Here is a 23,778-nt window from a genome sequence, read left to right on the forward strand (position 1 = left end):
CGCCAACCCGGCGTAATAAACCCGCCTCGCGTTTTCCGTCCCTCGCCAGCACACTGAACGGGTCGGTGCGGCGATCCCCCGGTGGAGCGGTCCCCGTCGCTTCCATCGCGTCGCGCCGGCCTTTTGCAACGACATCACGGAAAACAACATGAAGCGCTCATTGATCGCTCTCGCCTTCACCGGCCTCGGCCTTTCGCTCTCCAGCCTCGCTCACGCCGTCAACGTCGACGTCAACATCGGCACGCCCGCGCCGGTCGTCGTCGCGCCCGCCCCCGTCGCGGTCGCCCCGGCGCCCGCGGTGATCGTCGGCTGGCATGGCGATCGCTACTGGGACGGCCACCGCTACTGGGAGCGCCGCGAGTGGGAAGATCACCAGCGGCACCGCGGTCATGACGATCACGGCTATCGCTGCCCGCCGGGACACCCCAAGAACGGCGAGTGCTGAGCGGCACCGCGGCCGTTCGACGCATGCAAGACCGCCCGTGCGCTTCGGCGCCGGGCGGTTTTTTATTTGCCGACTGCCGGCCGCCCACATCGGCGACCGGTTCGACCGGCAAACGCCCGATGGTAGTATTGCCATTGTCCGAGGCCAATCCCGCCACCCATGCCGCTCATCCGAATCTGGGCTGTCGAACATGCCCTTGCATCCGGCGTCGCCGCGCCGACCGACATCCTCACGGCGGCCAACCATCTCGCATCGAGCGCTCCCCAGGGCCGCGCGACCGCGCCGTTTCGCTGGCGCGTCGAATCGATCGGCGGACGGCCGGTACGCGCGGCCTCCGGCCAGATCATCCCGGTCGACGGCGCGATCGACGGCGGCAGCCCCGCCGATGCGATCTGGCTGACGAGCCCGTTCGTTGCGGATCTCGAGCGGCTGCTCGACCGCCCCGCGTCGCTCGCGCCGCTGTTCGACGCTTTGCGCCGGCAACACGCACGCGGCACGCTGATCGCGACGTACTGCACCGGCGCATTCCTCCTCGCGGAAGCCGGCCTGCTCGACGGCCGCGTCGCCACGACGCACTGGTCGAAGGCATCGAGCTTCCGCGCACGCTATCCGGACGTGGCCTTGCGTGCGTCGGACATCCTCACCGAGCAGGACGGGATCCTGTGCGGCGGCGCCGTCACCTCGTATCAGAATCTCGCGCTGCGCGTCGTCGACAAGCTGGCGAATGCGCGCCTCGCCACGTCGGTCGCCAGGCTCATGCTGATCGACATGAACCGCGAATCGCAGGATGCGTTCATCGATCTCGACCGGACGGGCCATCGCGGCCATGACGACGCGACCATCGCACGCGCGCAGCGCTGGATGGAAAAGCATCTGCGCGAACCCTTCAGCCTCGCCCGGCTGAGCGAGCACGTCGCAATGAGCGAACGCACGCTCCATCGCCGCTTCAGGGACGCGGTGGGCGCGCCGCCGCTCAGGTATCTGCAGACGCTCAGGATCGAGGTCGCGAAGCGGCTGCTCGCGGACACGAAGCTCGCGATCGACACGGTGTGCGAGCGCGTCGGCTATGCGGACATCAGCGGGTTTCGGCAATTGTTCAAGCGCGAGACCGGCATCTCCCCCGGCGAGTATCGGCGTCGCTTCACGCCATGATCGCGCGCGGCAAGCGTCGCGCATGATGTCCGGAATGGCATTGCGGAATGGCAGTTTCGCCACTGCGCGTATCGGTATGCGGTCCATACACTGGATTCACGTCGCCCGGCACCGGAGCGACGCCATCTCCAACGAACCAGGACTTCACACCATGCCGATGATCGACGTCTACATCCCCGAAGGTGCGCTCGCGCCGCAAGCCGAAACACAACTGATGGCGGAGCTGACCGACACGCTGATCCGTCACGAGGGGCTCGATCCCGACAATCCGCGCGTACGGGACGTAACCTGGATCTTCGTCCACCGGCCGGCGGCCGTGTATCGCGCCGGCGCGGTCGCGCCCGCGCCGATCTACCGGATCGTGCCGACCGTACCGGAAGGACAGTACACGGACGCCGCACGCGCCGGGCTGATCGCGGACGTAACCGCCGCCGTCGCGCGTGCGGAAGGCGTGCCGGTCGACGCCGTCGCGACGCGCGTGTGGGTCTTGCCAACGGAAATCGACGACGGCTGCTGGGGCAGCCGCGGCGTCGTGCGCCGCCTGCCGGACATCATGGATTACTTCGGCGGCGCGCCGCTGCGGGCACTCGGCGAACAGCGGCTGGCGATCAAGCGGCGCACGGATGCGTTGAAGCTCGTCGATGCGGTGCGCAATTCGCTGCATGAGACGGACCCGGGCGCGTCGCACGAACCGGGCAACGGCGCGGTGCGCTAACGTCGATCGCCGTATCCGGGCTGGATGGGCGCGGCGGGAGAACAGCCGGCGCGCCCCGGCAGGCGATACGTCGCACAACGCGATGTGCGACGTATCCAGGGCCGCGGCCGGTATTACTGAAACGCCACTTCCGCAAAGCTCCGCAGCTTGCAGACACAAAGACAATAACAATCAATGAGTTGCGAAATTTCCTCTAACACTTCATCGAAATATCGAGGGGCATCCTAAGCGGATCTCATTCAGCTTTCTGGCACAAGTTAGACAAATCTTCTGGCTTGTAAACGATCAAGCCATCATGTGCTCGCTTAGCTCGCTGGAAGCATCACTTAGTTGATTACAAAGCAGTCGAAATTATCAACGATTCAACGACTTAGCGCGTTTCTGCGTTTCCAAAATACACACTTCCTTTGCCTTCCCAGCCTTATCTGGCAAGGATCGAATTCGGATTGTAAACGCCTCGAAACTCACGACTGATTCGAAGCGAAATCAAAGCGTACAGCATCCCCTGTTCAATGCCACTCTTCGAAATTCAGGTACACGCCGAACCGCTGCTTGACGCCTTCCAGCGCCTCGTTAGCGAACCATTCCATGAGTTCAGTGTGCGTGTCCACATGTTGCGCCGGCATGATGCCGTGGTTCGCTCTTGTGGCCGTTAGGATGGCCCATAGCGAAGCGTGCTGCGCACTAAGTTTGCGCACGTAGTCCGCAATATCCTTGCCGAACAGGAATTCGATCTTGGGTAACAGGTTCGTCATCTCGATGCGCTCCTTCGCTGTAAGCGTGTCAGCTCCCCCCTGAATGACAGACGATGCAAACGCCCAAACGATCATGAAGAGCTCGTAACGCTTTTCGAACAGGTCGAGATTCAACTTCGCCCTCGCGACGCGATATTGCCGCCACGCAATTAGCCCGGCGACGATGCCAACCAGCAGTGCCACCACCGCCGCCGGCACCCCCTTCACCAGTTCAAACCAGATGGATTGCGTCCCAGACATTCCCGCCCCGCTGACGTCAGAGTGAACGATGGGCAATGTGACCGCCGCCGCAGGTGCACGCCCCGTCAATGCAAAGTAAATGGCTTGCGCCTCGCACGCTGCCAACATAGCCCCCCCGCGTGTATTCGAATGGCTGGAGGGTACAGGAAGTTGGCAAATGCGTGAGACTGCATAACCAAGGCGCATAAAGGTGCATAGAAGAATCGGCCCACCGATCGCCGCGCGGCCCGTGCTGGCCGGCCCTGAGCAGCCCCTGCACGGGCGCATAAAAAACACTCGTTTTTGCGGGCAGGTGGGGCGGGGTCACAACTGCGCGCGCCGGGTCTGAATCGTCATCTCAGGGGCAGGGTCCGGCCCTTGGGATACCGCCCCCGACGCGTCAGGCGGCCCGCCACGGCCCTGCGGCGGCCGGGTCCGGACTTGAGGTGCATCGAGGCTGCGGCCCGCTCAGAGACGCCCTAATCCGCCGAGGCGTCGCCCAGGCGACGGACGCAAAAAAGCCGCCGGCACCGAAGTGCCCGGCGGCTTTGCTTTGCCGGTTGCGCGGTCGGGCGTCAGCCCTTCGGCATTTCGAAGTTCCTGAACCGCACGACCTCGATCCCGATCCAGTCGTTCACCTCCCGCAGCCTCGCCTTCAGCGGTTCGATCTCGAGGCCGTTGAATACCCCGGCCGCCTTCTCCACGTCACCGAACCCGCCCGCGTTCGACGGGATGATCCCCATGAGCTGCGGCGGCACGCGGTGCGCCGCAAGCTGATCCTCGACCGTCACCTTCTTGATGTTCCAGAACTCGTCCTTCGCCGCGACCTCGCCGATCGGCAGGAGCTGGATGCCGTCCTTCTTGCCTTCGGCGCGTACATGAACAGGTTCCGGAAGTTACCCGGCCCCTTCGCGTTTTTCAGTGCCGATCGCAGGTTGTCGACGTCTTCCTGCTTGTCAGCCGGGTCGGTCATGTACAGGATGAAGCCGGCGTGACTGCCGTTCTTGTAGTAGCGCCGGCGGAACAGCGTCGCGCTTTCGTTCAGCCAGGTCGAGTTCAGCGGCGACATGTATTCGGGCAGCCCGTAAATTTCCCGGTTCAGGTCCGGCTCGAACAGGTGATAGACCGCGCCCTTCGGAAACGCGTGCGGCTCGCGCACGTTCGTCACGAACCAGAACTGATCCGGCTCGACGCCAACTCGCGTGTATTTCGCGAGCGACGACTTCAGCGCCATCGGCCTGCCGAGCCGGTTCGTGCGCAGCTCGAGGTAGCTGTTCGCAAAGACCAGGTACTCGAGCACGAACCGGCTGAAGTCCGCACGCGATAGCAGCGGATGCTCGATGTACGCCTGGACGAGGATGTTGCGTTTCACGTAGATGGCCGAGCTGTGATGGGGCGCGGAACGAGCGGGCGAGCCCGTCGAGCGGCAGCGGCGGTTCATACCAGTTCCCCATGCGCATGCATTCAACATAGTCGAGCAGCTCGCGCCGATCCAGCACTTCGATCGGATCACCGAACGAGAACACTTCCGCGCGCGTGGCCGGCGCCGGCGTCGAGACGGCCGCCGTCTCTGCGCGGCCGTGCGTGCGGCGCCCGGCGCCGCGTCGATACTTGCGTGTCATTCAAAAAATCTCCATGAATCCGGAATTGGTGTCTGTTGCGCCCTCGAGCGGCTCGTTCCCAAGCGCGTGCATGCACGCCCAGGCCAGGTCGCCGTGGCTCGCCTCTTCCGAGCGCGTTGCCGTGTACGTCACCTGCAGACCGCTGGGCGTGATCGTCTTCTTGATCGCCATGAACGATGCGGTCAGGTCGGTCCAGCCGGCGTCGTACTCGAGCCGGCCCTTGCGGATCACGTTCTGCGCCTTCATCACCAACATGCCTTTCACCTCGACCGAGTAGCGGATCGGCGTCGCGGCCGGAAAGAACTTGGTCACCAGCTCGTAGACACCCTGGCCCATGCCGGTTGTGTCGATACCGATGTAGGTGACGCGGTAGCGCCTGGTCAACGCCTCGGCGCGGTACTACGCCCAGAACCTGTATGACGTGAAGCTCGAGCGTGCATACAACCGCTACAGCCCGGCGGGCGGGTGACAGCCGGCGCCCGCATCCTCGTCGCCGGCGCGATCGCGCTTGCCGTTACCGGCGTCGTCATCGCGGTCCAGCATGCGCGCCTCGTCGGCGCCGACCAGCGCGTCGACGATCTTGCGCGTGATGTGCGCGAGCGGACAGCCGAGCGCGACGCGGCACGCCGCGACGTGAAGGTCGTCACGCAGTACGTCGACCGAATCCAGATCGTCCGCGAAAAGGGCGACGCCATCATCAAAGAGGCACCCGTTTATGTGGATCGCGAAGCTGATCGCGCCTGCGTTGTTCCTGTCGGGTTTGTGCGCGTGCACGACGCCGCCGTCGCCAACCTGCCGGTGGGCGATCCCGGAGACACTGATGCGGCCCCCTCGGGCATTGCACGCTCTGCCGTCGCCGCAACCGTCGCTGGCAACTACACCACCTGTCACGAAAACGCCGAGCAACTGATCGCGCTGCAGGCGCGCGTGCGTGACACGGAGGAACCAGCGCCATGAATAAACCGAACAGCCTTCGCGCGGCGCTCACTGCTGCCCTGCCCGAGTTCGCGCGTGACCCCGACCGGCTGCACATCTTCATCGAACACGGGTCGATTGCCGTCACTGCAGCGAAGTCGCTGTCGTTCGAATATGCGTACACGCTGGACATCGTCGTGACCGAATACGCCGGCCATTCGGATCACCTGATGGTGCCAATCATTGCCTGGCTGAAGATCCACCAGCCCGAGCTGCTGCTCAATCGCGACCTCTACCGCGACGGGTTCAAGTTCCAGGCCGAGATGCTCGACAACGACAAGTCCGACGTCGAGGTCCTGCTGAAGTTGACCGAGCGCGTCGGCGTGGTCGAGCAACCGGACGGTTGTGAGGTTCACCACTTCGGCGAGCCGACGATCGCGGGGACCTGATGGTCGATCGCCTGTCCCGTGCCGAAGACTGGGCGGCCGGCCTGCGTGGCCAGCTCACGTCCGCGCAGCGCGTCGTCCTGGCGAAAGGGCTGGCTATCGAGCTGCGCCGGCGCCATTCGCGGCGCATCGCCGAATCCCGCAACCCGCAACCCGGACGGTAGCCGCTTCGCGCCGCGCAAGCCGCAGGCCCGGCGTAAGAAAGGCCGCATCCGGCGCGCGATGTTCGCGAAGCTGCGCACCGCGCGTTTCCTCAAAACCGCCGCGACCGCCGACGCGTCGGTACTTCATTTCACGCGGCAGGTCGAGCGCATCGCACGCGTCCACCAGGAGGGCCTGCGCGATCGCGACGAACGCAACGGCCCGGTCGTCCAGTATCCGGCGCGCGAGCTGCTCGGTTTAGCTGACGACGACATTACTGCTATTGCCGATCTAATTCTGGATCCTCTATCCAGACCGCCGCTATCACATTAATCATTCGACGCGCGACAAAAGATCGGGAACAATAGTTCCAACAATTGGTTTATCACCGCTCGCTCGCACACTCATGCGTAAACTCTCATTGCTTCTGGTCTTGGCGTTGTCATGCTTTAACGCAACAGCGCAACAGCCCTCAGTTCCTTTGCTTTTTTCTGCATATGTGCGCGGCCTTGATCGCGCGGGATTTGCCCCTACCGGCGACGATCCCCCACTTGTTTCCCCCGACCAGTCGCCCAATGACGCACGTGAATATTGCATGCAAGAGGCAGCATCTCAATTGATTCAATTTGACGATGGCGTTGCCATCAAGATGGCGTCGATTCTTCCGAAGTCACCCACTGCGTTACCTTGGTTACAACGCGCCACCCTCTATCCCTCGCCTGTAGCTCTAGTGCGATACAACTTGCGAAGGAACGCATGTGTACGAGGCATGGAACGCTATTACACAGCACCCGCCGAATTGCCCACGCTGAAGGAGGTGCATTTTCGTGAAGTGGCGGTCAGCATGCCTTTATTCGAGCACCTCTATAGTGCCTTGACGACGTGTGAGCAGATGTATGGGCGAGAACAAATCAATCGGCACGCACAGTGCATCAAAACAATTGCCGAGCATCTAGATCGATAGTCCGGCCACCGGCTATACGAAGAAATTCCATCCAGCGAAACAGTACGCAAAGTTTGCGTTGTCTTTCGCATTCGTACAACCGTTTTGAAGTGACCCTTGAGCTTCCCCTGAAATTTCGCCTTCCAAGAGGTCGTGTATAAACTCGACGGAAAGGAAGGTAACCTGATCGGCATGCACTTCCACGATTTGCGGGCGAAGGCGCTGACCGATCTGAAGCGTCAGCGGGGGCCGCGGCAGCGCAATCACTGGCTGGCCACACGACCGAAAGCATGACGGCGCACTACACGAAATCACGTGAAGTAGAACGCGTCCAACCACTTCCATTGACGCGTGCAAGTTAGACACCGACGCTCATGTTAGACACGAAGGCTCCCCGAACCGGTCGGGGAGCCTCATACAGCAAGGGTTTTTTACTGAAACGCCACTTCCGCAAAGCTCCGCAGCTTGCGGCTATGCAGCTTGTCGAGCCCGTTCGTGCGCAGGATCTCCATCGCCTTCACGCCGATCTGCAGATGCTGGTCGACCTGCCCGCGATAGAACGTGTCGGCCATGCCCGGCAGCTTCAGCTCGCCGTGCAGCGGCTTGTCCGACACGCACAGCAGCGTGCCGTACGGCACGCGGAAGCGGAAGCCGTTCGCGGCGATCGTCGCGCTTTCCATGTCGAGCGCGACCGCGCGGCTCTGCGACAGCCGCAGCACCGGTTCGCGATGATCGCGCAGTTCCCAGTTGCGGTTGTCGACGCTCGCGACGGTGCCCGTGCGCATCACGCGCTTCAGTTCGACGCCTTCGAGCTTCGTGACGTCGGCCACCCCACGCTCGAGCGCGAGCTGCACTTCGGCGAGCGCCGGGATCGGCACCCACAGCGGCAGGTCGTCATCGAGCACGTGATCCTCGCGCACGTAACCGTGCGCAAGCACGTAGTCGCCGAGGCGCTGCGTGTTGCGCAGCCCCGCGCAGTGACCGAGCATCACCCACGCGTGCGGACGCAGCACCGCGATGTGATCGGTAATCGTCTTCGCGTTCGACGGACCGACGCCGATGTTGACCATCGTGATCCCGCTGCCGTCCGCGCGCTTCAGGTGATACGCGGGCATCTGCGGCAGGCGCGGCGGCGCGGCGCCCTCGGCCGGCTCGCTGCCGAGGTTCGCGTTGTAGGTCACGACATCGCCCGGCTCGACGAACGAGCTGTACTGGCTGCGATACGCGCGCACCTCCGGATCGTCGCTCTCCGTCATCACCGTGCGGCCCAGCTTCACGAACTCGTCGATGTAGAACTGGTAGTTCGTGTAGAGCACGTAGTTCTGGAAATGCGTGGGCGACGTCGCCGTGTAGTGGCGCAACCGGTGCAGCGAGAAGTCGACCCGCGCGGCCGTGAACAGCGCGAGCGGATACGGCTCGCCCGGCGCCGGCTCGAACGTGCCGTTGACGATGCGGTCGTCGAGATACGACAGGTCGGGCGTGTCGAAGATGTCGCGCATCGCGAGCAGGCGGTCGCGGTCGAGCTCGCCCTCGAGGTGGATGCCTTCCGGAAACGCGAAATGGATCGGGATCGGCTGCGACGACACGCCGATCTCGATCTTCACATGGTGGTTCTTCGCGAGCAGGCGCAACTGCTCGCGATAGTAGTTCGCGAAGAGATCGGGGCGCGTGACCGTGGTCTCGAACACGCCGGGGCCCGCGACGAAACCGTACGAGCGGCGCGAATCGACGTGCGTGTTGACGTCGGTGCGGATCCGCACGAACGGGTAGCACGCGCGCACGTGCTCGGTGATCGGCTCGTGGCGGCGATAGCGCGCGAATGCGTCGCGCAGGAAGCCCGTGTTCGTGTCGTAAATGGCGGACAGCCGCGCGACGGCGGCGATCGGATCGTCGAAAGCCTCGACCGACGGGCTTTCGGGGGTCAGCACGCGGTGCCGGCGGCTCAAATCGTTCTTCATTGTCATACCCTCGTCTGATCCGACGACATTACCACGGAACCCTGTCGCCCTCATGGCCGCCGCATCCGCACGCGGAGGCCGGAAGGGGCGCAGTATTTGCTAAAATCGCCAGGTTCACTGGAGACTCATCATGAAGCCGCTCATTCTCGTCGCCGCTGCCGCCGCGTTTGCCGCCGCCAGCGTCGCTTACGCCGCCGGCAGCACGCCTGACGCCGACGCGCAGGCCCGGGCCGACGCCAACGAGGCCGCCGGCCTGCCCGATCTCCGCCAGATCAACCGGCCGGGCGCCGAAGTCACGTCGAAAGTCGACTTCGCCGACATCCGCCGCACGCCGAGCTTCCACGAAAAGAGCAAGAGCGGCACCGAAGTCACCGAGTACCGCGACCGCGGCAAACCGGTCGAGATCGACGTGAAGTCGAACTTCGGCACGCGCTATCAGATGAGTTCGACGCCCGACACGTCGCCGAAGCCGCACGACGCGGGCGTCCCGATCACGCGCCTGCCGTCGCTGAACCTGCGCTACTGATTCCGTGGCGCGCGGCGCCGGGCGCCGCGCGCCGCCCCCCTTCACCTGCTGTCGCGACGCACGCCGCCCGCGTGCCGACACCCTGACCTGACGCATCCCGCATGGCCGTTTTCACCGCTGTTTCCGACTCCGATCTCGCGCAATGGATGCGCCACTACGAACTGGGCGACGTGCTCGCGTTCCGCGGCATTCCGTCCGGTATCGAAAACAGCAACTTCTTCCTGACGACGACGCGCGGCGAGTACGTCTTCACGATCTTCGAAAAGCTCACGGCGCAGCAACTGCCGTTCTACCTCGACCTGATGAGCCACCTGGCCGGCCACGGCGTGCCGGTGCCGGATCCGATCCCGCGTGACGACGGCGCGCTGTTCGGCGAGCTGCACGGCAAGCCGGCCGCGATCGTCACGAAGCTCGACGGCGCGGCCGAACTCGCGCCCGGGGTCGAACACTGCATCGAGGTCGGGCAGATGCTCGCGCGCATGCACCTCGCCGGGCGCGACTATCCGCGCAACCAGCCGAACCTGCGCAGCCTGCCGTGGTGGCAGGAGAACGTGCCGGCGATCGCGCCGTTCGTCACGGACGCGCAGCGCGCGCTGCTGGAAGGCGAGCTCGCGCATCAGGCAAGCTTCTTCGCGTCTGACGATTACGCGGCGCTGCCGTCGGGGCCGTGCCATTGCGACCTGTTCCGCGACAACGTGCTGTTCGCGCACGCGGCGCCCGGCACCGGCCACGACGTGCGGCTCGGCGGCTTCTTCGACTTCTATTTCGCGGGCTGCGACAAGTGGCTGTTCGACGTCGCGGTGACGGTCAACGACTGGTGCGTCGACCTCGCCACCGGCGTACTCGACGTCGCGCGCGCCGATGCGCTGCTGCGCGCGTACCAGACCGTGCGGCCGTTTACGGCCGAGGAGCGCCGCCACTGGAGCGACATGCTGCGCGCGGGCGCGTACCGCTTCTGGGTGTCGCGCCTGTACGACTTCTACCTGCCGCGCGCGGCCGAGATGCTCAAGCCGCACGACCCAGGCCATTTCGAACGCATCCTGCGCGAGCGTATCGCGCATACGCCCGCGCTTCCCGAGATCCAAACCGCATGCAACTGATCGAAGTGCCCGCCAAAACGGGCTATGTCTGGTTCCGACAAGGCATCTGGCTGTTCCGCCGGAATCCGCTCGCGTTCATCACGCTGTTCTTCACGTACCTGCTGGCGATCACGCTGGTGTCGATGGTGCCGGTGATCGGCTCCGCGCTGCCGCTGGTGTTCATTCCCGGCATCGCGGTGGGCTTCATGGCCGCCTGCCGCGACACCGTGGCCGGCAAGACCGTGATGCCGACGATCCTCATCGACGGCTTCCGTTCGTACGGCACCGTCGCGACCCAGCGGCTGCTCGTGCTCGGCGTGATCTACGTCGTGTCGATGGTGCTCGTGTTCGCGGCGTCGTCCTTCGTGGACGGCGGCGCCCTGTTCCACGTGATGATGGGCGCGGCGGACGAAGCGAGCACGACGCCGGAGGCGCTCGCCGCGCAAGGCACGCTCGGCGCGCTGTTCTTCGCGACGCTGCTCTATCTGCCGGTCGCGATGCTGTTCTGGTTCGCGCCCGTGCTGGTCGCATGGCACGACGTCCCGCCCGCCAAGGCGCTGTTCTTCAGCGTCGTCAGCTGCTGGCGCAATCGCGGCGCGTTCATCGTGTACGGCATGCTGTGGTTCAGCGTCGCGCTCGGCACGTCGCTCGCACTGTCGCTGCTGCTGCAGGCGCTCGGCGCCGGCGCCTATGCGCTGACGATCATGATGCCGGTGACGATCATCATCGTCACGATGCTGTACTGCTCGTTCTACGCGACCTATCGCGGCTGCTTCGGCATTCAGGAACCGGGCGCGACGCCCCCCGCCACGAGCCGTTGACGCGCGGCGCGGCCGGCGCCCGCCGGCGGCTGTCACGCCGCACCCCGCGTCGGGCCGCCGCCCGGCGCAGCCTTCCCGCTCATGCCCCCCTCTGGCCCGGCATCCGTCGCCGGTCGCGTGTCGCAGCGCGCCCCTGTTCATCCCGATCTTTTGCGCGCAAAATAATTTGCGTGCAAATTTTTCGCGCGTTCGCCGCGCCCCCCGAATCATGGATCGCCTGCCCCCGCTCCCCCAGACGCTCGACGAGCAACTGTGCTTCGCGCTCTATTCCACCTCGCACGCGATGACGAAGGCGTACAAGCCGCTGCTCGACAAGCTGTCGCTGACCTATCCCCAATATCTCGCGATGCTGGTGCTGTGGGAGCGCGACGACATGGCGGTCAAGGACATCGCCGCGCGGCTGGACCTCGATCCGGCCACGGTCACGCCGCTGCTGAAGCGGCTGGAGGCGCTCGGCTACGTCGAACGCGTGCGCAGCGCGGCCGACGAACGTGTCGTCAACGTGCGCGTGACGCCGGAAGGCCGCGCGCTGAAGGATCGCGCGCGCTCGGTGCCCGCCGACCTCTTCTGCGCGATGCAGCAGACGCCGGATTTCCTGGTCAGGCTGCGCGCCGATCTCCAGCAGTTGCGCGACGCGCTGTCGGCCGCCAACGGCCGCTGACAGCCGGCCTCGGACAACCGGCCCGGCATCGCCGGGCTTTTTCTTCAAAATTTCATTTGCACGCTAATGATTTGTGTTCTATATTTTCTCCGTGGCAGGCGACATCCCGTTCGATCCGGCCGCTTTTCTCCCCTTTTTCCGACAGGAGCTGCACGATGAACATTCTGTACAAGACCAGCGCTACGAGCACGGGCGGCCGCGACGGTCGCGCGGTTTCCGCCGACAACAAGCTGGAAGTAAAGCTGGCCGCACCGCGCGAACTCGGCGGCACGGGCGCGGAAGGCACCAATCCGGAGCAGCTGTTTGCCGCAGGTTACTCGGCCTGCTTCCTGAGCGCGATGAAATTCGTCGCCGGCCAGAACAAGCAGGCGCTGCCGGCCGATACGCAGGTCACGGCGGAAGTGGGCATCGGCCCGAACGACGCAGGCGGCTTCGGGCTCGACATCGAGCTGCGCGTGTCGCTGCCGGGGCTCGACAAGGCCGATGCGCAGGCGCTGGTCGACAAGGCGCACCACGTGTGCCCGTACTCGAACGCGACGCGCAACAACGTGCCGGTGCGCCTGACGGTCGTCTGACGCAACGCAGCGCGGCGAATGCAAAAAGGGCGCGTGCGGCATGTAGCCGCACGCGCCCTTCTGCGTGACTCGCCGGATCGGCGGACCGGCCGGCCCGCCCCGCGCTGCTTAGCGTGCGCCGATCGAATACGGGCGGTTCATCGCCGCTTCGCGATCGATCTTGCGCATGCGGAATTCGAGATCGTGGATGTCGGTGGCTTCGGCCAGGTACGCCTCGGCGCGCTCTTTACGGGCCGTTTCAGCGTTCTTGGTCAGCATCAGGAAGAGGTGGCTCAGCAGGTACATGTTCGATCTCGCAATCCAAGGGTTCTTTGACTAGGGTTTTCCCGAATTATAGGGAAAACCCTAGCTCTTGGCCAGCGTCGATCAGACGATGCGTCGTTCGCTCGCCACAGCCCGACGCTGCGCCTCGAAAAAGGCCCAGATCATCGCGCTCGCATCGGGGCCGACCGCCGCATGAAACGGCACGGCTTCGTCGCCACCGGACCACGCGTGATCAAGCCCTTTCACATGGCAGAGCCGCACCACCGGCTCGCCGTCGCGGCACACGTCCGTGATCTGCGCCCCTTCGTCGTGCGTCTCGACCCGCTCGCCGCCGCGCAGCGCGCCGCGGCTGTCGGCCAGCCCGTTCAGGCGCATGAACTGCACCGCCAGTTGATCGGCATTTTTCGGCGCGACGACGTGGTCGCCGTCGCCCTGGACGATCAGCGCGGGCATGCCGGGATAGGCGCCGGCATCGACCAGCGCGTCGATCGCCGCCGCCGGATTCTGCCGCAGGCCGCGCCGCATCACGTCCATCGCGGTGATGCCGGAGTTCGCCTCGCCGAGCGCGGGGCCCGAATGCAGCGCCACCGCCGCGAAACGGTCCGGATGGTGCAGTGCGAGAAGCGACGCGAGCCCCGCGCCGGCCGACAGCCCAGCGACGTAGACGCGCGACGCGTCGAAACCGCGCTCGTCGACGAGCGCGTCGACGAGCGACGCCACCGCATTCGCCTCGCCACGGCCCGCGCGGTCGGTGTCCTCATACCAGTGCCAGCAGCCGTGCGCATGCGCGCGCAGCGACTGCTCCGGATACAGCACCGCGAAGCCGTGCTTGTCGGCCAGCAGGTTCATGCGCGTACCCTGCACGAATTCGTCGACGGACTGCTGGCAGCCGTGCAGCATCACGACCAGCGGCATCGCGCCGCGCCGGCGGCCGGGCGGCACGTAGAGGCCGTACGCGAGATGCTGGACGAGGCGCCCGAGCGCAGGCGCCATCGGATGTTCGCCGCGCGTCCACTCGCCCGCCGCCCATGCGGCGGCGCGCGGCCGCACGCGCGATTCGCGCGGCGGCGACAACTCGGATACGGCGGACGCAACCGCAACCTCGAGCGCGTCGCGCGTAATCCGTTGCGCATCGCGCGTCGCGCGCTTGGCGGCCGGGGACAGCATGCGTTTCACACCGCCCAGCCACACCTTGGTCAGACTTTTGGTCATCGATCGGGCTCGCAGTCAGGAAAAATAGGGGCACCACAACAGGTGCATCGCTCGTCTTTGTGCAATGCACCATAACATTGTTTCTGGGATTTTTCCTGCATGCGGATAGTTCCCGGCGCCGCAAAATGCGGGCCTTATGCACACGCGGCGCTATACTGAGACTTCGCCGCTTGTATCCGTTGTAGTCGTTCTTTCCGGCTCGCGCGTTGATTTAAGCATCTTCCCCGCCTTCGTTCGTCCCCTTCCCGATGTTCGACCTGTCGTCTCACCTGTGGATCAAGATCACCGCGTTCGGCGGCGCCGGCCTGACCTTGCCGCTTGCGATCACGATCGCCGTCTGGCTCGCGCTCGGCTACTCGTGGCGGCGCGCCGCCGCGTGGCTCGGCGTGCTCGCCGCCGCGATCGGCGTGGTCGCGCTCACGAAGATCGCCTTTCTCGGCTGGGGGATCGGCATCCGTGCGTGGGATTTCACGGGATTCAGCGGCCATGCGATGCTGTCGACGTCGGTTTATCCGGTCGCGATTTTCCTCGCGCTGATCCGCACGCGTGCGCCGCTGCGGATCGCCGGCATCGCGCTCGGGCTCGCCGCCGGCATCGCGGTCGGCGTATCGCGCGTCGCGCTCGACGCACATTCGCCGTCCGAATCGATCACCGGCTGCATCGTCGGCGCGATCGCCGCGCTCGTGTTCATCGCCGGCTCGTGGCGCGCGGTGCCGCACCGCTGGTCGGTGCCGGCGGTCGTCACGAGCCTCGCGCTCGTCACCGTCGCGCTGCACGGCATCACGGTGCCGTCGCATCGCTGGGTCACCAAGGTTGCGCTGCAGTTGTCGGGCCACGAGCGCCCGTTCGTCCGCGCACGCTGGAAAGCCAACCCGAACTACCGTCCGGCGTCGCAGCCGTCGCCGCTGCAGCGCACCGAATCGTCGCTGCACACGCTGCGCACGTGACGGGCCGCCCGGCCGTCACGCCTGTCCGCTTTCACGTCTGACATGACCATGCGCGCCGTCGCATGAGCGGTATGTCGAGCGTTATAACCCGCCCTATATTACGATTACGGTTTCCATCCAATCGAACGAACCTGCCATGCGCTCCTCGACCGTCCGTCCGCTTCGCCGCACCCTGCTTCGCCTGTTGCCGATCGTCACGCTTGCCGCCGGGGTCGGGTTCAGCGCGCCCGCTTCCGCCGCCGACGAACTCGTCGTGTCGGCCGCCGCCAGCCTGACGAACGCATTCAAGGCCGTCGGCGATGCATACGAGAAGCAGCACCCGGATACCAAGGTGCTGTTCAACTTCGGCGCGTCGGACGTGCTGATGCAGCAGATCGCCAAGGGCGCACCGGCCGACGTGTTCGCATCGGCCGACCAGAAGGCGATGGATCGCGCGGCCGACGAAAAGGTGATCGTGCCCGGCACGCGGCGCGATTTCGCGGCGAACTCGCTCGTGCTGATCGTGCCGGCGGACAGCCGCGCGGCCGCGCCGACGTCGCTGAACGACCTGACCGCGCCCGGCGTGAAGCGCATCGCGTACGGCGATCCGGCGTCGGTGCCGGTCGGCCGCTACACCGAAGGCGCGCTGCGGGCAGCCGGCGTGTGGGACGCCATCAGCGCGAAGGGCGTGCTGGCCGCGAACGTGCGCCAGAGCCTCGACTATGTCGCGCGCGGCGAAGTCGACGCGGGCTTCGTGTTCGGCACCGACGCCGCGGTCATGCCGGGCCGCGTGAAAATCGCGCTGACGGTGCCGACGAAGACGGCCATCACCTACCCGATCGCCGTGGTCAAGGACAGCCGCCACGCCGCACAGGCGCAATCGTTCGTCGATTTCGTGACGTCGCCGCAAGGCCAGGCCGTGCTGTCGACGTTCGGCTTCAAGCCCGCGAGCAAGTGAGCGTATCGCGATGCAAGGCGCCTGGGTCCCGTTGCTGCTGTCGCTGAAGGTTGCCGGCTGGGCAACCGCGCTCGACCTCGTGCTGGGCGTCGCGGCCGCGTTCGCGCTCGCGCGCTGGCGCTCGCCGCTGCGCGACGTCGTCGATTCGCTGCTGACGCTGCCGCTCGTGCTGCCGCCGACGGTACTCGGCTATTACCTGCTCGTGCTGCTCGGCCGGCGCGGCGTATTCGGCGCGTGGCTCGACCGGCTCGGCATCGAGCTCGTCTTCACGTGGCAGGGCGCGGTGATCGCATCGATGGTCGTCGCGTTCCCGCTGATCCTGAAATCGGCGCGGGCCGCGTTCGAAGGCGTCGATCCGCATCTCGAACGCGCGGCGCGCACGCTCGGGCTCGGCGAAGCCGCCATCTTCTTTCGCGTGACGCTGCCGCTCGCGACACGCGGGATTCTCGCGGGCGCCCTGCTCGCGTTCGCGCGCGCACTCGGCGAGTTCGGCGCGACGCTGATGATCGCGGGCAACCTGCCCGGCCGCACGCAGACGCTGTCGGTCGCGATCTATGCGGCCGTGCAGGCCGGCGACGACAGCACGGCCAACTTCCTCGTGCTGGTGACGTCGATCACCTGCATCCTCGTGCTGCTCTCGGCCGGCTGGCTCGTGCCGTCGCGAGCGCGACGGAGCCAGCTCACATGACGCGCCGCGCCCATCCGCACGGCCGGCCCCGTCCGGCAGCCCCGCGGCTTCGACGGAGGTCCGCATGAGCCTCGTCGTCGACATCCGCAAGACCTACGCGAACGCCGAGCGCCGCTTCACGCTCGACATGTCGTTCACGGCGACGACGCAGCGGGTCGTGCTGTTCGGGCCGTCCGGCGCCGGCAAGAGCATGACGCTGCAGGCGATCGCCGGCCTGCTGTCGCCCGACGAAGGCACGATCGTGCTGAACGGCGAACCGCTGTTCGACGCCGCGCGCCGCATCGACGTGCCGACCCGCGAACGCCGCGTCGCATACCTGTTCCAGGACTACGCGCTGTTTCCGCACCTGAACGTGCGCCAGAACATCGCGTTCGGGCTCACGCCCGGGCTGCGCAACCCGCGCGCGAAAACGGTGCCGCCGGAAGTCGCGTACTGGCTGCGCGCATTCGACCTCGAGGCGCTCGCGGGGCAGTATCCGGCGCAACTGTCGGGCGGGCAGAAGCAGCGCGTCGCGCTTGCGCGCGCACTGGTCGCGCAACCGCGGATCCTGCTGCTCGACGAGCCGTTCTCGGCGCTCGACGGCGCGATGCGCCAGCGCATGCGCCATGAGCTCGCCGAACTGCAGGCGCGGCTCGATATCCCGATGGTGCTGATCTCGCACGATCCCGACGACGTCGCCGCGTTCGGCGACCAGGTCGTGCAGTTGAGCGAAGGACGCGTGCAGGCGGCCCCGCCGCACGCCGAGTGGCCGACGCACGTTGCGTGAACGCGTAGGTTTGAGGGAGCCTGAGAGAGAGGCCGCGCGTAGCGGCACCTGCTGAAAACGGAAACGGAGCCGGCGTCGGGCGCACGCCGTGCGACGCCGGCTTCGTTCCGCCCCTCGCACGCTCGCGCCGGCGCCGCGCGGCCCTCCTTCGTCAGCCCGTCACCGCGAGGATCACGCTCGACGCCTTGAACAGCGCGATCACCCGCCGGCCGGCGTCGAGCTGCAGCGCGTCGACGCTGTCGTGGGTGACAACGGCCGTCAGCGTCCCGCCGCCGTCGAGCGCCAGCGTCACCTCGCTGTTCACGGCGCCCGCCGCGACGGTTTCCACGCAACCGCGCAGCCGGTTCCGCGCCGAGACCTTCGGCTCGGGCCCGCCCTCGTCGATCGCGAGCACGACCCACGACGCCTTCACCAGCGCGCACGCGTCCGTGCCGGCCCGCAGGCCGAGCGCATCGGCGCTTTCGTGGGTGAGCACCGCGACGACCGGCTGCCCGCCGGGCAGCGTGAGCGTGACCTCGTCGTTAACCGCGCCGCGCACGATCGACGCGACCTTGCCGAACAACTGGTTGCGCGCGCTGGTTTTCATTCCGATCCGGCCGATCAGCGCCCAGTCGACGTCGAACCCGGCCACCGCCGCACTCGCGGCCTCGATGAAACGGCGATGTTCGCGCTCGATCGTGCGGAACGCGGCGATCAGCGACGTCGCGCGCGGCGTCAGCGTCGTGCCGCCGCCGCCCTTGCCGCCCGTCGAGCGCACGACGAGCGGTTCGCCGGCGAGATTGTTCATCGTGTCGACCGCATCCCACGCGGCCTTGTAACTGAGGCCGACGGCCTTCGCCGCGCGCGTGATCGAACCGGTGTCGCCGATCGCCGCGAGCAGCGCGATGCGCGTCGCGCCGCCGAGCGTCTGCTCGCCCGCGCGCAGCCATAGCTCGCCGCCCAGTTCGAGCGGCTCGGCGGACGGGGAAACATGCGGGGCGTCGGTCATCGGGATGCGTGCGAAAAACGGTCGGCCATTATAGTCAGCGTGCGCCGCTCAACCCGGCTTGCCGTCGAGCTTCGGCGGACGCAGGCCGGTCAGCAGCGCCTCGGCGTCGCGCGCCGCGCGCTGCTCGAGCGCCGCGCCGTAGCCGCGCACGAAGCCGAGCTGGTACGGCGGCGCCGCCAGCTTGTCGAGATGGTGGAGCGCGACCATCGTGTCGTTCGCCTCGCCCAGCACGCCCTGCACGCGGGTAAGCGTCTTGACCGTCTCGGTGCGCGTGCGGCGCGACGCCAGCGACGCGAAGAATTCGAGCGCATAGCGCAACCGCTTGGCGTCGATCCGAACCTGATGGCGCGCGGCCGTGTCCAGCGACGTGAGCGCCGGTGTTGCGTAGAGATGGCCGAACAGCCGCCGCACGCGCTTCGTCGCGTGGCGCCGCAGCGAGGGGGCGTCGCCGTCGTCGGCCTGCGGCAGCGCGAGCGTGCCCAGCCATTCGAGCCAGCCGAGCGACAGCCGCGCGTAGCGGGCCGAATGCAGCGCCTGCCGCAACTCGACGCGCGCGGCCGCGCACTGCGCGCGCGCGGCGTCGAGCGTTCCGTTCCATTCGCCGTCGCCGCCGTCGGCCGCGATCAGCGCGGGCAGGCTCTCGGTCGTGAACACGTCCCAGTCGCGCACCGTGCCGAGCAGCGCGGCGAGCCAGCGCAGGTCGACGCCGAGCGTGTCCCGCCACTGGCGGTCGGCAAAGCTCGGAAAGAACCGCATCAGCGTGCGCAGGCGGCGCAGCGCGACACGCATCTGGTGCACGAATTCGGGATCGTCGTGTTCGAGTACGCCGCCCTCGTTGCCGAGCCATTGCGCGGTGATGTCGCCGGACAGCGCAAACAGCGCGGCGCGCTGCGTGCGCACGCCGGCCAGATCGACGGGCTGCGCCTTGACCGGCCCGACGGCGGGCGGCTCGCCCGCGCACGCGCGATCGAGCACGCTCGTCAGTTGCACGAATGCGGGCCACGCGCCGCTCAGTTCGCGCGCCGCGGCAAACAACGCGTGCAGCGCGGCCGTGCGCGCAGCCTGGGTTTCCCAGTCGGGCGCGGCGAGGCGCAGCTCGACGTAGCGGCGCGGCGGCGCGCCGCCGTCGTGCAGCGTGACGTCGTCTAGCGTCATCTCGACCACGACGCCGCTATCGTCGGCCCAGCGCCCGCGACGCCGGTCGCTGACGAGGCGCAACGCCGACGATTCCGGCTGCACGCCGGCGTCCGAAGGCGCGGCAGCCTCCGGCGCCGTGCCGTCGACGTCGCCGACCGGCACATCGGCATCGGCCGCAGCGGCGGTCGCGGTCGCAGGCGACGGCGTCGCGACGGCGATGCCCGCATGTTCCGCGTCGAACCGTTCGCGCTGCGTGACGCCGGGCGCGAACGCCTCGGTGCGGGACGCGACGACCCGCCGCCCCTGCGCGCCCGATTCGACCCAGGTCCACCAGCTTGCGCCGGGACTCGGCTCGGCCTCCTCGACCTGGCACGGCTCGATCGTCACGCACTCGTGGCCGCGGCGCATCCGGACCTGCGGGCAGATCCGCCATGCACGCACGAGTTCGGCGCCGAAATCGCGCTGTGCGCCACGGGCGCGGCTTGCGGCCTTGACGGGCCAACCTTCCAGCGACAGCGACAACACGATTTCCAGCACACGCGACATGGAAGCTCCTTCACATGAGAAAGCGCCGGCGCATCGACCGCGCCGGCGTAGCCTGCGAACCGGCTTCCATAGTACACGCCGCAAAAACGCGCCGTCGATGATCCGGCCCTGTCGACGTGTCGTGCGTCAAACGGCGTATTGCGCGAGGCCGTTGCCGAACGACCAGTCCTCCTTCAACACCTCGACCAGGCCGATGAAGACATCCTCCTTCCGTACGCCGGGCCGCTGCGCGAGGTTTTCCGCGATCGTCCGGTACAGCGCCCGCTTCTGCTCGAGCGTACGCGTGTTGTTCGCGGTGATCTGGATCATCACGAGATCGTCGCTGCGCTCGATATCGAGGTAATGGCGGCCAAACACGAAGTTCTCGGCCGCATGCTCGGTCACGACCATGAAGATGTCGTCCTCGGGCACGTTGAACGTCTGCATCAGCGCGCGATGCACGCCGTCGACGAGCGCCGCGCGATACGCGGCCGGTTTGCCTTCGCGCACGGCGATACGGGTGAATGGCATGGTGCTGCTCCTGTCGGTGAGGTTGACGTTGAAGAACGGAAACGCAAGATCAGGTTAGGCGCATCGATCTATAATGAACAGTCATCGATGAATATTTCATCCATTTATATTTGAAATGAAAGTACTCGACCTCGATGCGGTGCGCGCGTTCGTGCTGGTTGCCGATCTCGCCAGCTTCACGCGCGCCGCCGACGCGCTCGGCATCACGCAGTCGGCCGTCAGCCTGAAGCTGAAGCGGCTGGAGACGCATCTGGGCAAGCCGCTGCTCGCGCGCACGCCGCGCGTCGTCAAGCTGGCCGCCGACGGCGAGAACTTCCTGCCGGCCGCGCGTGCGCTGCTCGACGCGCACGACCATGCGCTCGGCGCGATTTCGGCCGGCACGCACCGCCTGTCGCTCGGCGTCAGCGAACACGTCGCGGTGCCCGACCTTCCGGCCGTGCTCACGAGCCTGCACCGGCAGGACCCGGGGCTGTCGCTGGAAATGCATCTCGGCACGTCGACGAACCTGCTCGCGCAATACGACGAACGCCGGTTCGACGCGGCGATCGTGCGGCACGAACCCGGCGAGGACCCGCCGCGCGACGATGGCACGCTGCTGTTTGCCGAACCGCTGGCCTGGCTCGCGGCGCCGGACTGGGCGCCGCGCGCGGGCGAACCGCTGCCGCTCGCGGTGCTGGCCGGCCCGTGCGGGGTGCGGGCGGCCGCGCTGCGGGCGCTCGACCGTGCCGGCCAGCCATGGCGCGAGCGCTTTACCGGCGGCGGCGTCGCGGCGGTCACCGCGGCGGCGGCGGCGGGGCTCGCCGTCTGCCCGCTGGCGCGGCGTGTCGCGCCGCGCACGCTGGTCGACGTCGGCGCGAAATTCGGGCTGCCGCCGCTGCCGTTGTCACAGGTCGTGCTGTATTCGCGGGTGCGCGACGCTCGCGCGGCCGCCGCGTTGCGCAGGTTTGCCGACAGCCTTGCAATCTCGGCGTAAAGTATCGGGTTCCGCCGCCCGCAATCTCCAGAAGAATTCCGATGAAGCCCGACGCCCGCAAGCACCTCCGCGCCAACCTGCTGATGCTCGCCGCCGCCGCGATATGGGGCTCGGCTTTCGTTGCGCAGCGATTGAGCCTCGACGTGATCGGGCCGTTCCTGTTCACCGGGCTGCGCTTCCTGCTCGGCGCGCTGGTGCTCGTGCCGCTGCTGAACTTCAACGCGGCATCGCGCGCCCAGCTCGCGGCGATCCGCCGCGAGCCGGCGCTGCTGCTGCCGGGCCTCGCGCTCGGCGGGCTGCTGGCGGTATCGATTTCGCTGCAGCAGATCGGCCTGCAGTACACGCGCATCGCCAACGCGGGCTTCATCAGCTCGCTGTACGTCGTGATCGTGCCGCTGATGGGCGTATTCGCGCGACACCGGATCGGCGCCGGCACGTGGTTCGGCGCGCTGCTCGCGGCGATCGGCCTGTATTTCCTCAGCATCGACGAGCACTTCTCGGTGCTGTACGGCGACTGGTTCCAGCTCGCCGGCGCCGTGATCATCGCCGCGCACGTGATGGCCGTCGGTCATTTCGCGAAGCGCCACGATCCGCTCGTGCTGGCCTTCCTGCAGTTCGTCGTGTGCGGCGCGCTGTGCCTCGCGATCGGCCTCGCCGTCGAGCCGGTCAGCGTCGCGATGCTGCGCGGCGCGCTGCCGACGCTGCTGTACGGCGGACTGCTGTCGGTCGGCGTCGGCTATACGCTGCAGGTCGTCGCGCAACGCGACGCGGCGCCCGCGCATGCGGCCGTGATCTTCAGCATGGAAGGCGTATTCGCGGCGATCGCCGGCTGGGCCGCGCTCGGCGAAACGCTGACGCTGCGCGCGCTCGTGGGTTGCGCGCTGATGCTGGCCGGCCTGCTCGCGTGCCAGTTGCTGCCGAACGGCGACGCACGGAAAAAGGACGAGGACGCGCTGCCGGCGTGACACGCACCGTCCCTATAATGGCGGTTCGCGTGACTGCCACGCCAACCGCTTCCGACAGGCCAGCTCCGTGACGTCCACTTCCGTCGATCCCGCCGCCGACCTGCTGCGCGAACGCGCAGCGCACTACGCCGCCCAGGCGGCGCTGTTCCTGCGCGACCACGCGCTCTCCACCGCGTCGCACGACCTGCGCAGCCCGCTCAACGCCATGCACAGCTGGGCCTACGTGCTCGAGCGCCAGCTCGCCAACGCCGACCCCAACCTGCAGCGCGCGCTCGCGGGCATCCGGACCGGGATCGACCAGCAGGTCGCGCTGATCGACGACGTGCTCGACGCGCCGCGCGCGGAAACCCGCATGCTTGCCCTCGCGCGGCAGTCGTTCGCGCTGCGCGAGTTGCTCGACAACACGATCGCGCTCGTCCGCTTCGCGCTCGCCGATGCGCGTCAGGTCGCGCTCGACGCAACGCTGCCGGACGGCGAACCGGTGCTGACGGCCGATCGCGAACGCATCGCACAGGCGCTCTGGACGATGCTGACGGCCGCCGTCGAGGCCAGCGCCGCCGGAAGCCGCGTGACGTTCGCGTGCACGCGCGACGGCGCGCGGTTCACCGCACGCGCCGCCTGCTTCGTGAACGCCGACGCGCTCGCCGATCCCGCACAACCGCACGCGTTCGAACCGTTCGCCCGGCGCGAGATGCTGCGCGAGCGCGACGCGAAGCGGATCGCCTGGACGCTCGCGCTCTGCCAGCGCGTCGCGCTCGCCCACGGCGGCGCGTTCTCGCACGACGCGTTCGCCGACGGCGCAACGGCCGCCATCGCGTTCTCCATCCCGGGCGAGGCGCCGGTGTAAGCAATCGGCCGCCCAATACATTACG

General features: G+C 67.1%; 25 protein-coding genes and 4 pseudogenes. 20 read left to right on the forward strand and 9 right to left on the reverse strand.

Translation table 11 applies throughout. The features are described from left to right. Window positions 1-148 precede the first annotated feature (148 nt). From GQ56_RS0116915 to GQ56_RS0116925, 3 genes are all read left to right on the forward strand, one after another. Window positions 149-445: a hypothetical protein gene (locus GQ56_RS0116915; RefSeq protein WP_031399779.1), complete on the forward strand. Its 297-nt coding sequence runs from the start codon at window positions 149-151 to the stop codon at window positions 443-445. A 159-nt stretch (window positions 446-604) separates the two neighbouring features. Then, window positions 605-1,597 carry a GlxA family transcriptional regulator gene (locus tag GQ56_RS0116920; protein WP_031399780.1) on the forward strand — a complete coding sequence of 331 codons (993 nt, stop codon included), beginning with the start codon at window positions 605-607 and terminating at the stop codon, window positions 1,595-1,597. Between the two features lie 151 nt (window positions 1,598-1,748). Next, a complete protein-coding gene (locus tag GQ56_RS0116925; protein WP_031399781.1) occupies window positions 1,749-2,312 on the forward strand; it encodes a tautomerase family protein in 564 nt (187 codons plus the stop codon). Window positions 2,313-2,821: 509 nt separating this feature from the next. On the opposite strand, the gene GQ56_RS0116930 is transcribed toward GQ56_RS0116925, so the two are convergent. From GQ56_RS0116930 to GQ56_RS0116940, 3 genes and pseudogenes are all read right to left on the reverse strand, one after another. Then, on the reverse strand, window positions 2,822-3,415 hold the full coding sequence (locus tag GQ56_RS0116930; protein ID WP_031399782.1) for a hypothetical protein: 594 nt from the start codon (window positions 3,413-3,415) through the stop codon (window positions 2,822-2,824). A 446-nt stretch (window positions 3,416-3,861) separates the two neighbouring features. Beyond that, window positions 3,862-4,908 (reverse strand): annotated as a pseudogene (locus GQ56_RS39380) (phage portal protein). After that, window positions 4,909-5,298, reverse strand: a pseudogene (locus GQ56_RS0116940) (phage terminase large subunit family protein); the annotation flags it as partial. 75 nt (window positions 5,299-5,373) lie between these two features. On the opposite strand from GQ56_RS0116940, the gene GQ56_RS0116945 reads away from it, so the two are divergent. From GQ56_RS0116945 to GQ56_RS41375, 5 genes and pseudogenes are all read left to right on the forward strand, one after another. Next, window positions 5,374-5,865, forward strand: coding sequence for a hypothetical protein (locus tag GQ56_RS0116945; RefSeq protein ID WP_031399784.1), 492 nt, complete (start codon window positions 5,374-5,376; stop codon window positions 5,863-5,865). Continuing rightward, window positions 5,862-6,272 carry a phage tail protein gene (locus tag GQ56_RS0116950; protein ID WP_031399785.1) on the forward strand — a complete coding sequence of 137 codons (411 nt, stop codon included), beginning with the start codon at window positions 5,862-5,864 and terminating at the stop codon, window positions 6,270-6,272. The genes GQ56_RS0116945 and GQ56_RS0116950 overlap by 4 nt, the downstream gene beginning before the upstream one ends. After that, a pseudogene (locus tag GQ56_RS39385) lies at window positions 6,272-6,743 on the forward strand (phage virion morphogenesis protein). The gene GQ56_RS0116950 and the pseudogene GQ56_RS39385 overlap by 1 nt, the downstream one beginning before the upstream one ends. Before the next feature lie 73 nt (window positions 6,744-6,816). Next, a complete protein-coding gene (locus GQ56_RS44350) occupies window positions 6,817-7,374 on the forward strand; it encodes a hypothetical protein (protein ID WP_152601772.1) in 558 nt (185 codons plus the stop codon). 162 nt (window positions 7,375-7,536) lie between these two features. Continuing rightward, a pseudogene (locus GQ56_RS41375) lies at window positions 7,537-7,715 on the forward strand (tyrosine-type recombinase/integrase); the annotation flags it as partial. Window positions 7,716-7,784: 69 nt separating this feature from the next. Here GQ56_RS41375 and GQ56_RS0116960 read toward each other — a convergent pair. Then, complete coding sequence (locus GQ56_RS0116960) at window positions 7,785-9,311, reverse strand: AMP nucleosidase (protein ID WP_031399786.1); 1,527 nt, start codon at window positions 9,309-9,311, stop codon at window positions 7,785-7,787. Window positions 9,312-9,441: 130 nt separating this feature from the next. On the opposite strand from GQ56_RS0116960, the gene GQ56_RS0116965 reads away from it, so the two are divergent. From GQ56_RS0116965 to GQ56_RS0116985, 5 genes are all read left to right on the forward strand, one after another. After that, window positions 9,442-9,837 carry a hypothetical protein gene (locus GQ56_RS0116965; RefSeq protein ID WP_031399787.1) on the forward strand — a complete coding sequence of 132 codons (396 nt, stop codon included), beginning with the start codon at window positions 9,442-9,444 and terminating at the stop codon, window positions 9,835-9,837. Between the two features lie 101 nt (window positions 9,838-9,938). Then, on the forward strand, window positions 9,939-10,937 hold the full coding sequence (locus tag GQ56_RS0116970) for a homoserine kinase (protein ID WP_031399788.1): 999 nt from the start codon (window positions 9,939-9,941) through the stop codon (window positions 10,935-10,937). Further along, a complete protein-coding gene (locus tag GQ56_RS0116975; RefSeq protein WP_031399789.1) occupies window positions 10,928-11,737 on the forward strand; it encodes a BPSS1780 family membrane protein in 810 nt (269 codons plus the stop codon). The genes GQ56_RS0116970 and GQ56_RS0116975 overlap by 10 nt, the downstream gene beginning before the upstream one ends. Window positions 11,738-11,945: 208 nt before the next feature. After that, the gene (locus GQ56_RS0116980) at window positions 11,946-12,398 is read left to right on the forward strand and encodes a MarR family winged helix-turn-helix transcriptional regulator (protein WP_031399790.1); all 453 of its coding nucleotides are present in this window, start codon (window positions 11,946-11,948) and stop codon (window positions 12,396-12,398) included. Between the two features lie 155 nt (window positions 12,399-12,553). Beyond that, window positions 12,554-12,973 (forward strand): organic hydroperoxide resistance protein, encoded by a 420-nt coding sequence (locus GQ56_RS0116985; protein ID WP_031399791.1) that lies wholly within the window; start codon window positions 12,554-12,556, stop codon window positions 12,971-12,973. Window positions 12,974-13,081: 108 nt separating this feature from the next. On the opposite strand, the gene GQ56_RS41380 is transcribed toward GQ56_RS0116985, so the two are convergent. Together GQ56_RS41380 and GQ56_RS0116995 are read right to left on the reverse strand one after the other, a co-directional pair. Beyond that, a complete protein-coding gene (locus GQ56_RS41380; RefSeq protein ID WP_075122957.1) occupies window positions 13,082-13,258 on the reverse strand; it encodes a DUF3563 family protein in 177 nt (58 codons plus the stop codon). An 81-nt stretch (window positions 13,259-13,339) separates the two neighbouring features. Next, on the reverse strand, window positions 13,340-14,449 hold the full coding sequence (locus GQ56_RS0116995; protein WP_031399792.1) for an extracellular catalytic domain type 1 short-chain-length polyhydroxyalkanoate depolymerase: 1,110 nt from the start codon (window positions 14,447-14,449) through the stop codon (window positions 13,340-13,342). 248 nt (window positions 14,450-14,697) lie between these two features. Between GQ56_RS0116995 and GQ56_RS0117000 the strand changes: the two genes are divergently transcribed. From GQ56_RS0117000 to GQ56_RS0117015, 4 genes are all read left to right on the forward strand, one after another. After that, on the forward strand, window positions 14,698-15,396 hold the full coding sequence (locus GQ56_RS0117000) for a phosphatase PAP2 family protein (RefSeq protein WP_031399793.1): 699 nt from the start codon (window positions 14,698-14,700) through the stop codon (window positions 15,394-15,396). 136 nt (window positions 15,397-15,532) lie between these two features. Continuing rightward, the gene (gene modA, locus GQ56_RS0117005) at window positions 15,533-16,333 is read left to right on the forward strand and encodes a molybdate ABC transporter substrate-binding protein (protein ID WP_031399794.1); all 801 of its coding nucleotides are present in this window, start codon (window positions 15,533-15,535) and stop codon (window positions 16,331-16,333) included. Window positions 16,334-16,343: 10 nt separating this feature from the next. Next, a complete protein-coding gene (gene modB / locus GQ56_RS0117010) occupies window positions 16,344-17,021 on the forward strand; it encodes a molybdate ABC transporter permease subunit (protein ID WP_031399795.1) in 678 nt (225 codons plus the stop codon). Window positions 17,022-17,085: 64 nt separating this feature from the next. Next, window positions 17,086-17,787, forward strand: coding sequence for a sulfate/molybdate ABC transporter ATP-binding protein (locus GQ56_RS0117015; RefSeq protein WP_031399796.1), 702 nt, complete (start codon window positions 17,086-17,088; stop codon window positions 17,785-17,787). 151 nt (window positions 17,788-17,938) lie between these two features. On the opposite strand, the gene GQ56_RS0117020 is transcribed toward GQ56_RS0117015, so the two are convergent. The 3 genes from GQ56_RS0117020 to GQ56_RS0117030 form a co-directional block, all read right to left on the reverse strand. Further along, a complete protein-coding gene (locus tag GQ56_RS0117020; protein ID WP_031399797.1) occupies window positions 17,939-18,775 on the reverse strand; it encodes a TOBE domain-containing protein in 837 nt (278 codons plus the stop codon). 48 nt (window positions 18,776-18,823) lie between these two features. After that, window positions 18,824-20,458 (reverse strand): CHAD domain-containing protein, encoded by a 1,635-nt coding sequence (locus GQ56_RS0117025; RefSeq protein ID WP_031399798.1) that lies wholly within the window; start codon window positions 20,456-20,458, stop codon window positions 18,824-18,826. A 126-nt stretch (window positions 20,459-20,584) separates the two neighbouring features. Beyond that, entirely contained in the window at window positions 20,585-20,968 is a 384-nt protein-coding gene (locus GQ56_RS0117030) for a tautomerase family protein (RefSeq protein WP_031399799.1), read from the reverse strand. A gap of 115 nt (window positions 20,969-21,083) precedes the next feature. Here GQ56_RS0117030 and GQ56_RS0117035 point away from each other — a divergent pair, with 115 nt between their 5' ends. The 3 genes from GQ56_RS0117035 (at window position 21,084) to GQ56_RS0117045 (ending at window position 23,753) form a co-directional block, all read left to right on the forward strand. Then, window positions 21,084-21,941: a LysR family transcriptional regulator gene (locus GQ56_RS0117035; protein ID WP_031399800.1), complete on the forward strand. Its 858-nt coding sequence runs from the start codon at window positions 21,084-21,086 to the stop codon at window positions 21,939-21,941. 41 nt (window positions 21,942-21,982) lie between these two features. Continuing rightward, the gene (locus GQ56_RS0117040) at window positions 21,983-22,906 is read left to right on the forward strand and encodes a DMT family transporter (protein WP_031399801.1); all 924 of its coding nucleotides are present in this window, start codon (window positions 21,983-21,985) and stop codon (window positions 22,904-22,906) included. A gap of 67 nt (window positions 22,907-22,973) precedes the next feature. Then, a complete protein-coding gene (locus GQ56_RS0117045; protein WP_031399802.1) occupies window positions 22,974-23,753 on the forward strand; it encodes a sensor histidine kinase in 780 nt (259 codons plus the stop codon). The last annotated feature ends 25 nt before the right edge of the window (window positions 23,754-23,778 follow it).

Source organism: Burkholderia paludis, from assembly GCF_000732615.1.
Classification (GTDB): domain Bacteria; phylum Pseudomonadota; class Gammaproteobacteria; order Burkholderiales; family Burkholderiaceae; genus Burkholderia; species Burkholderia paludis.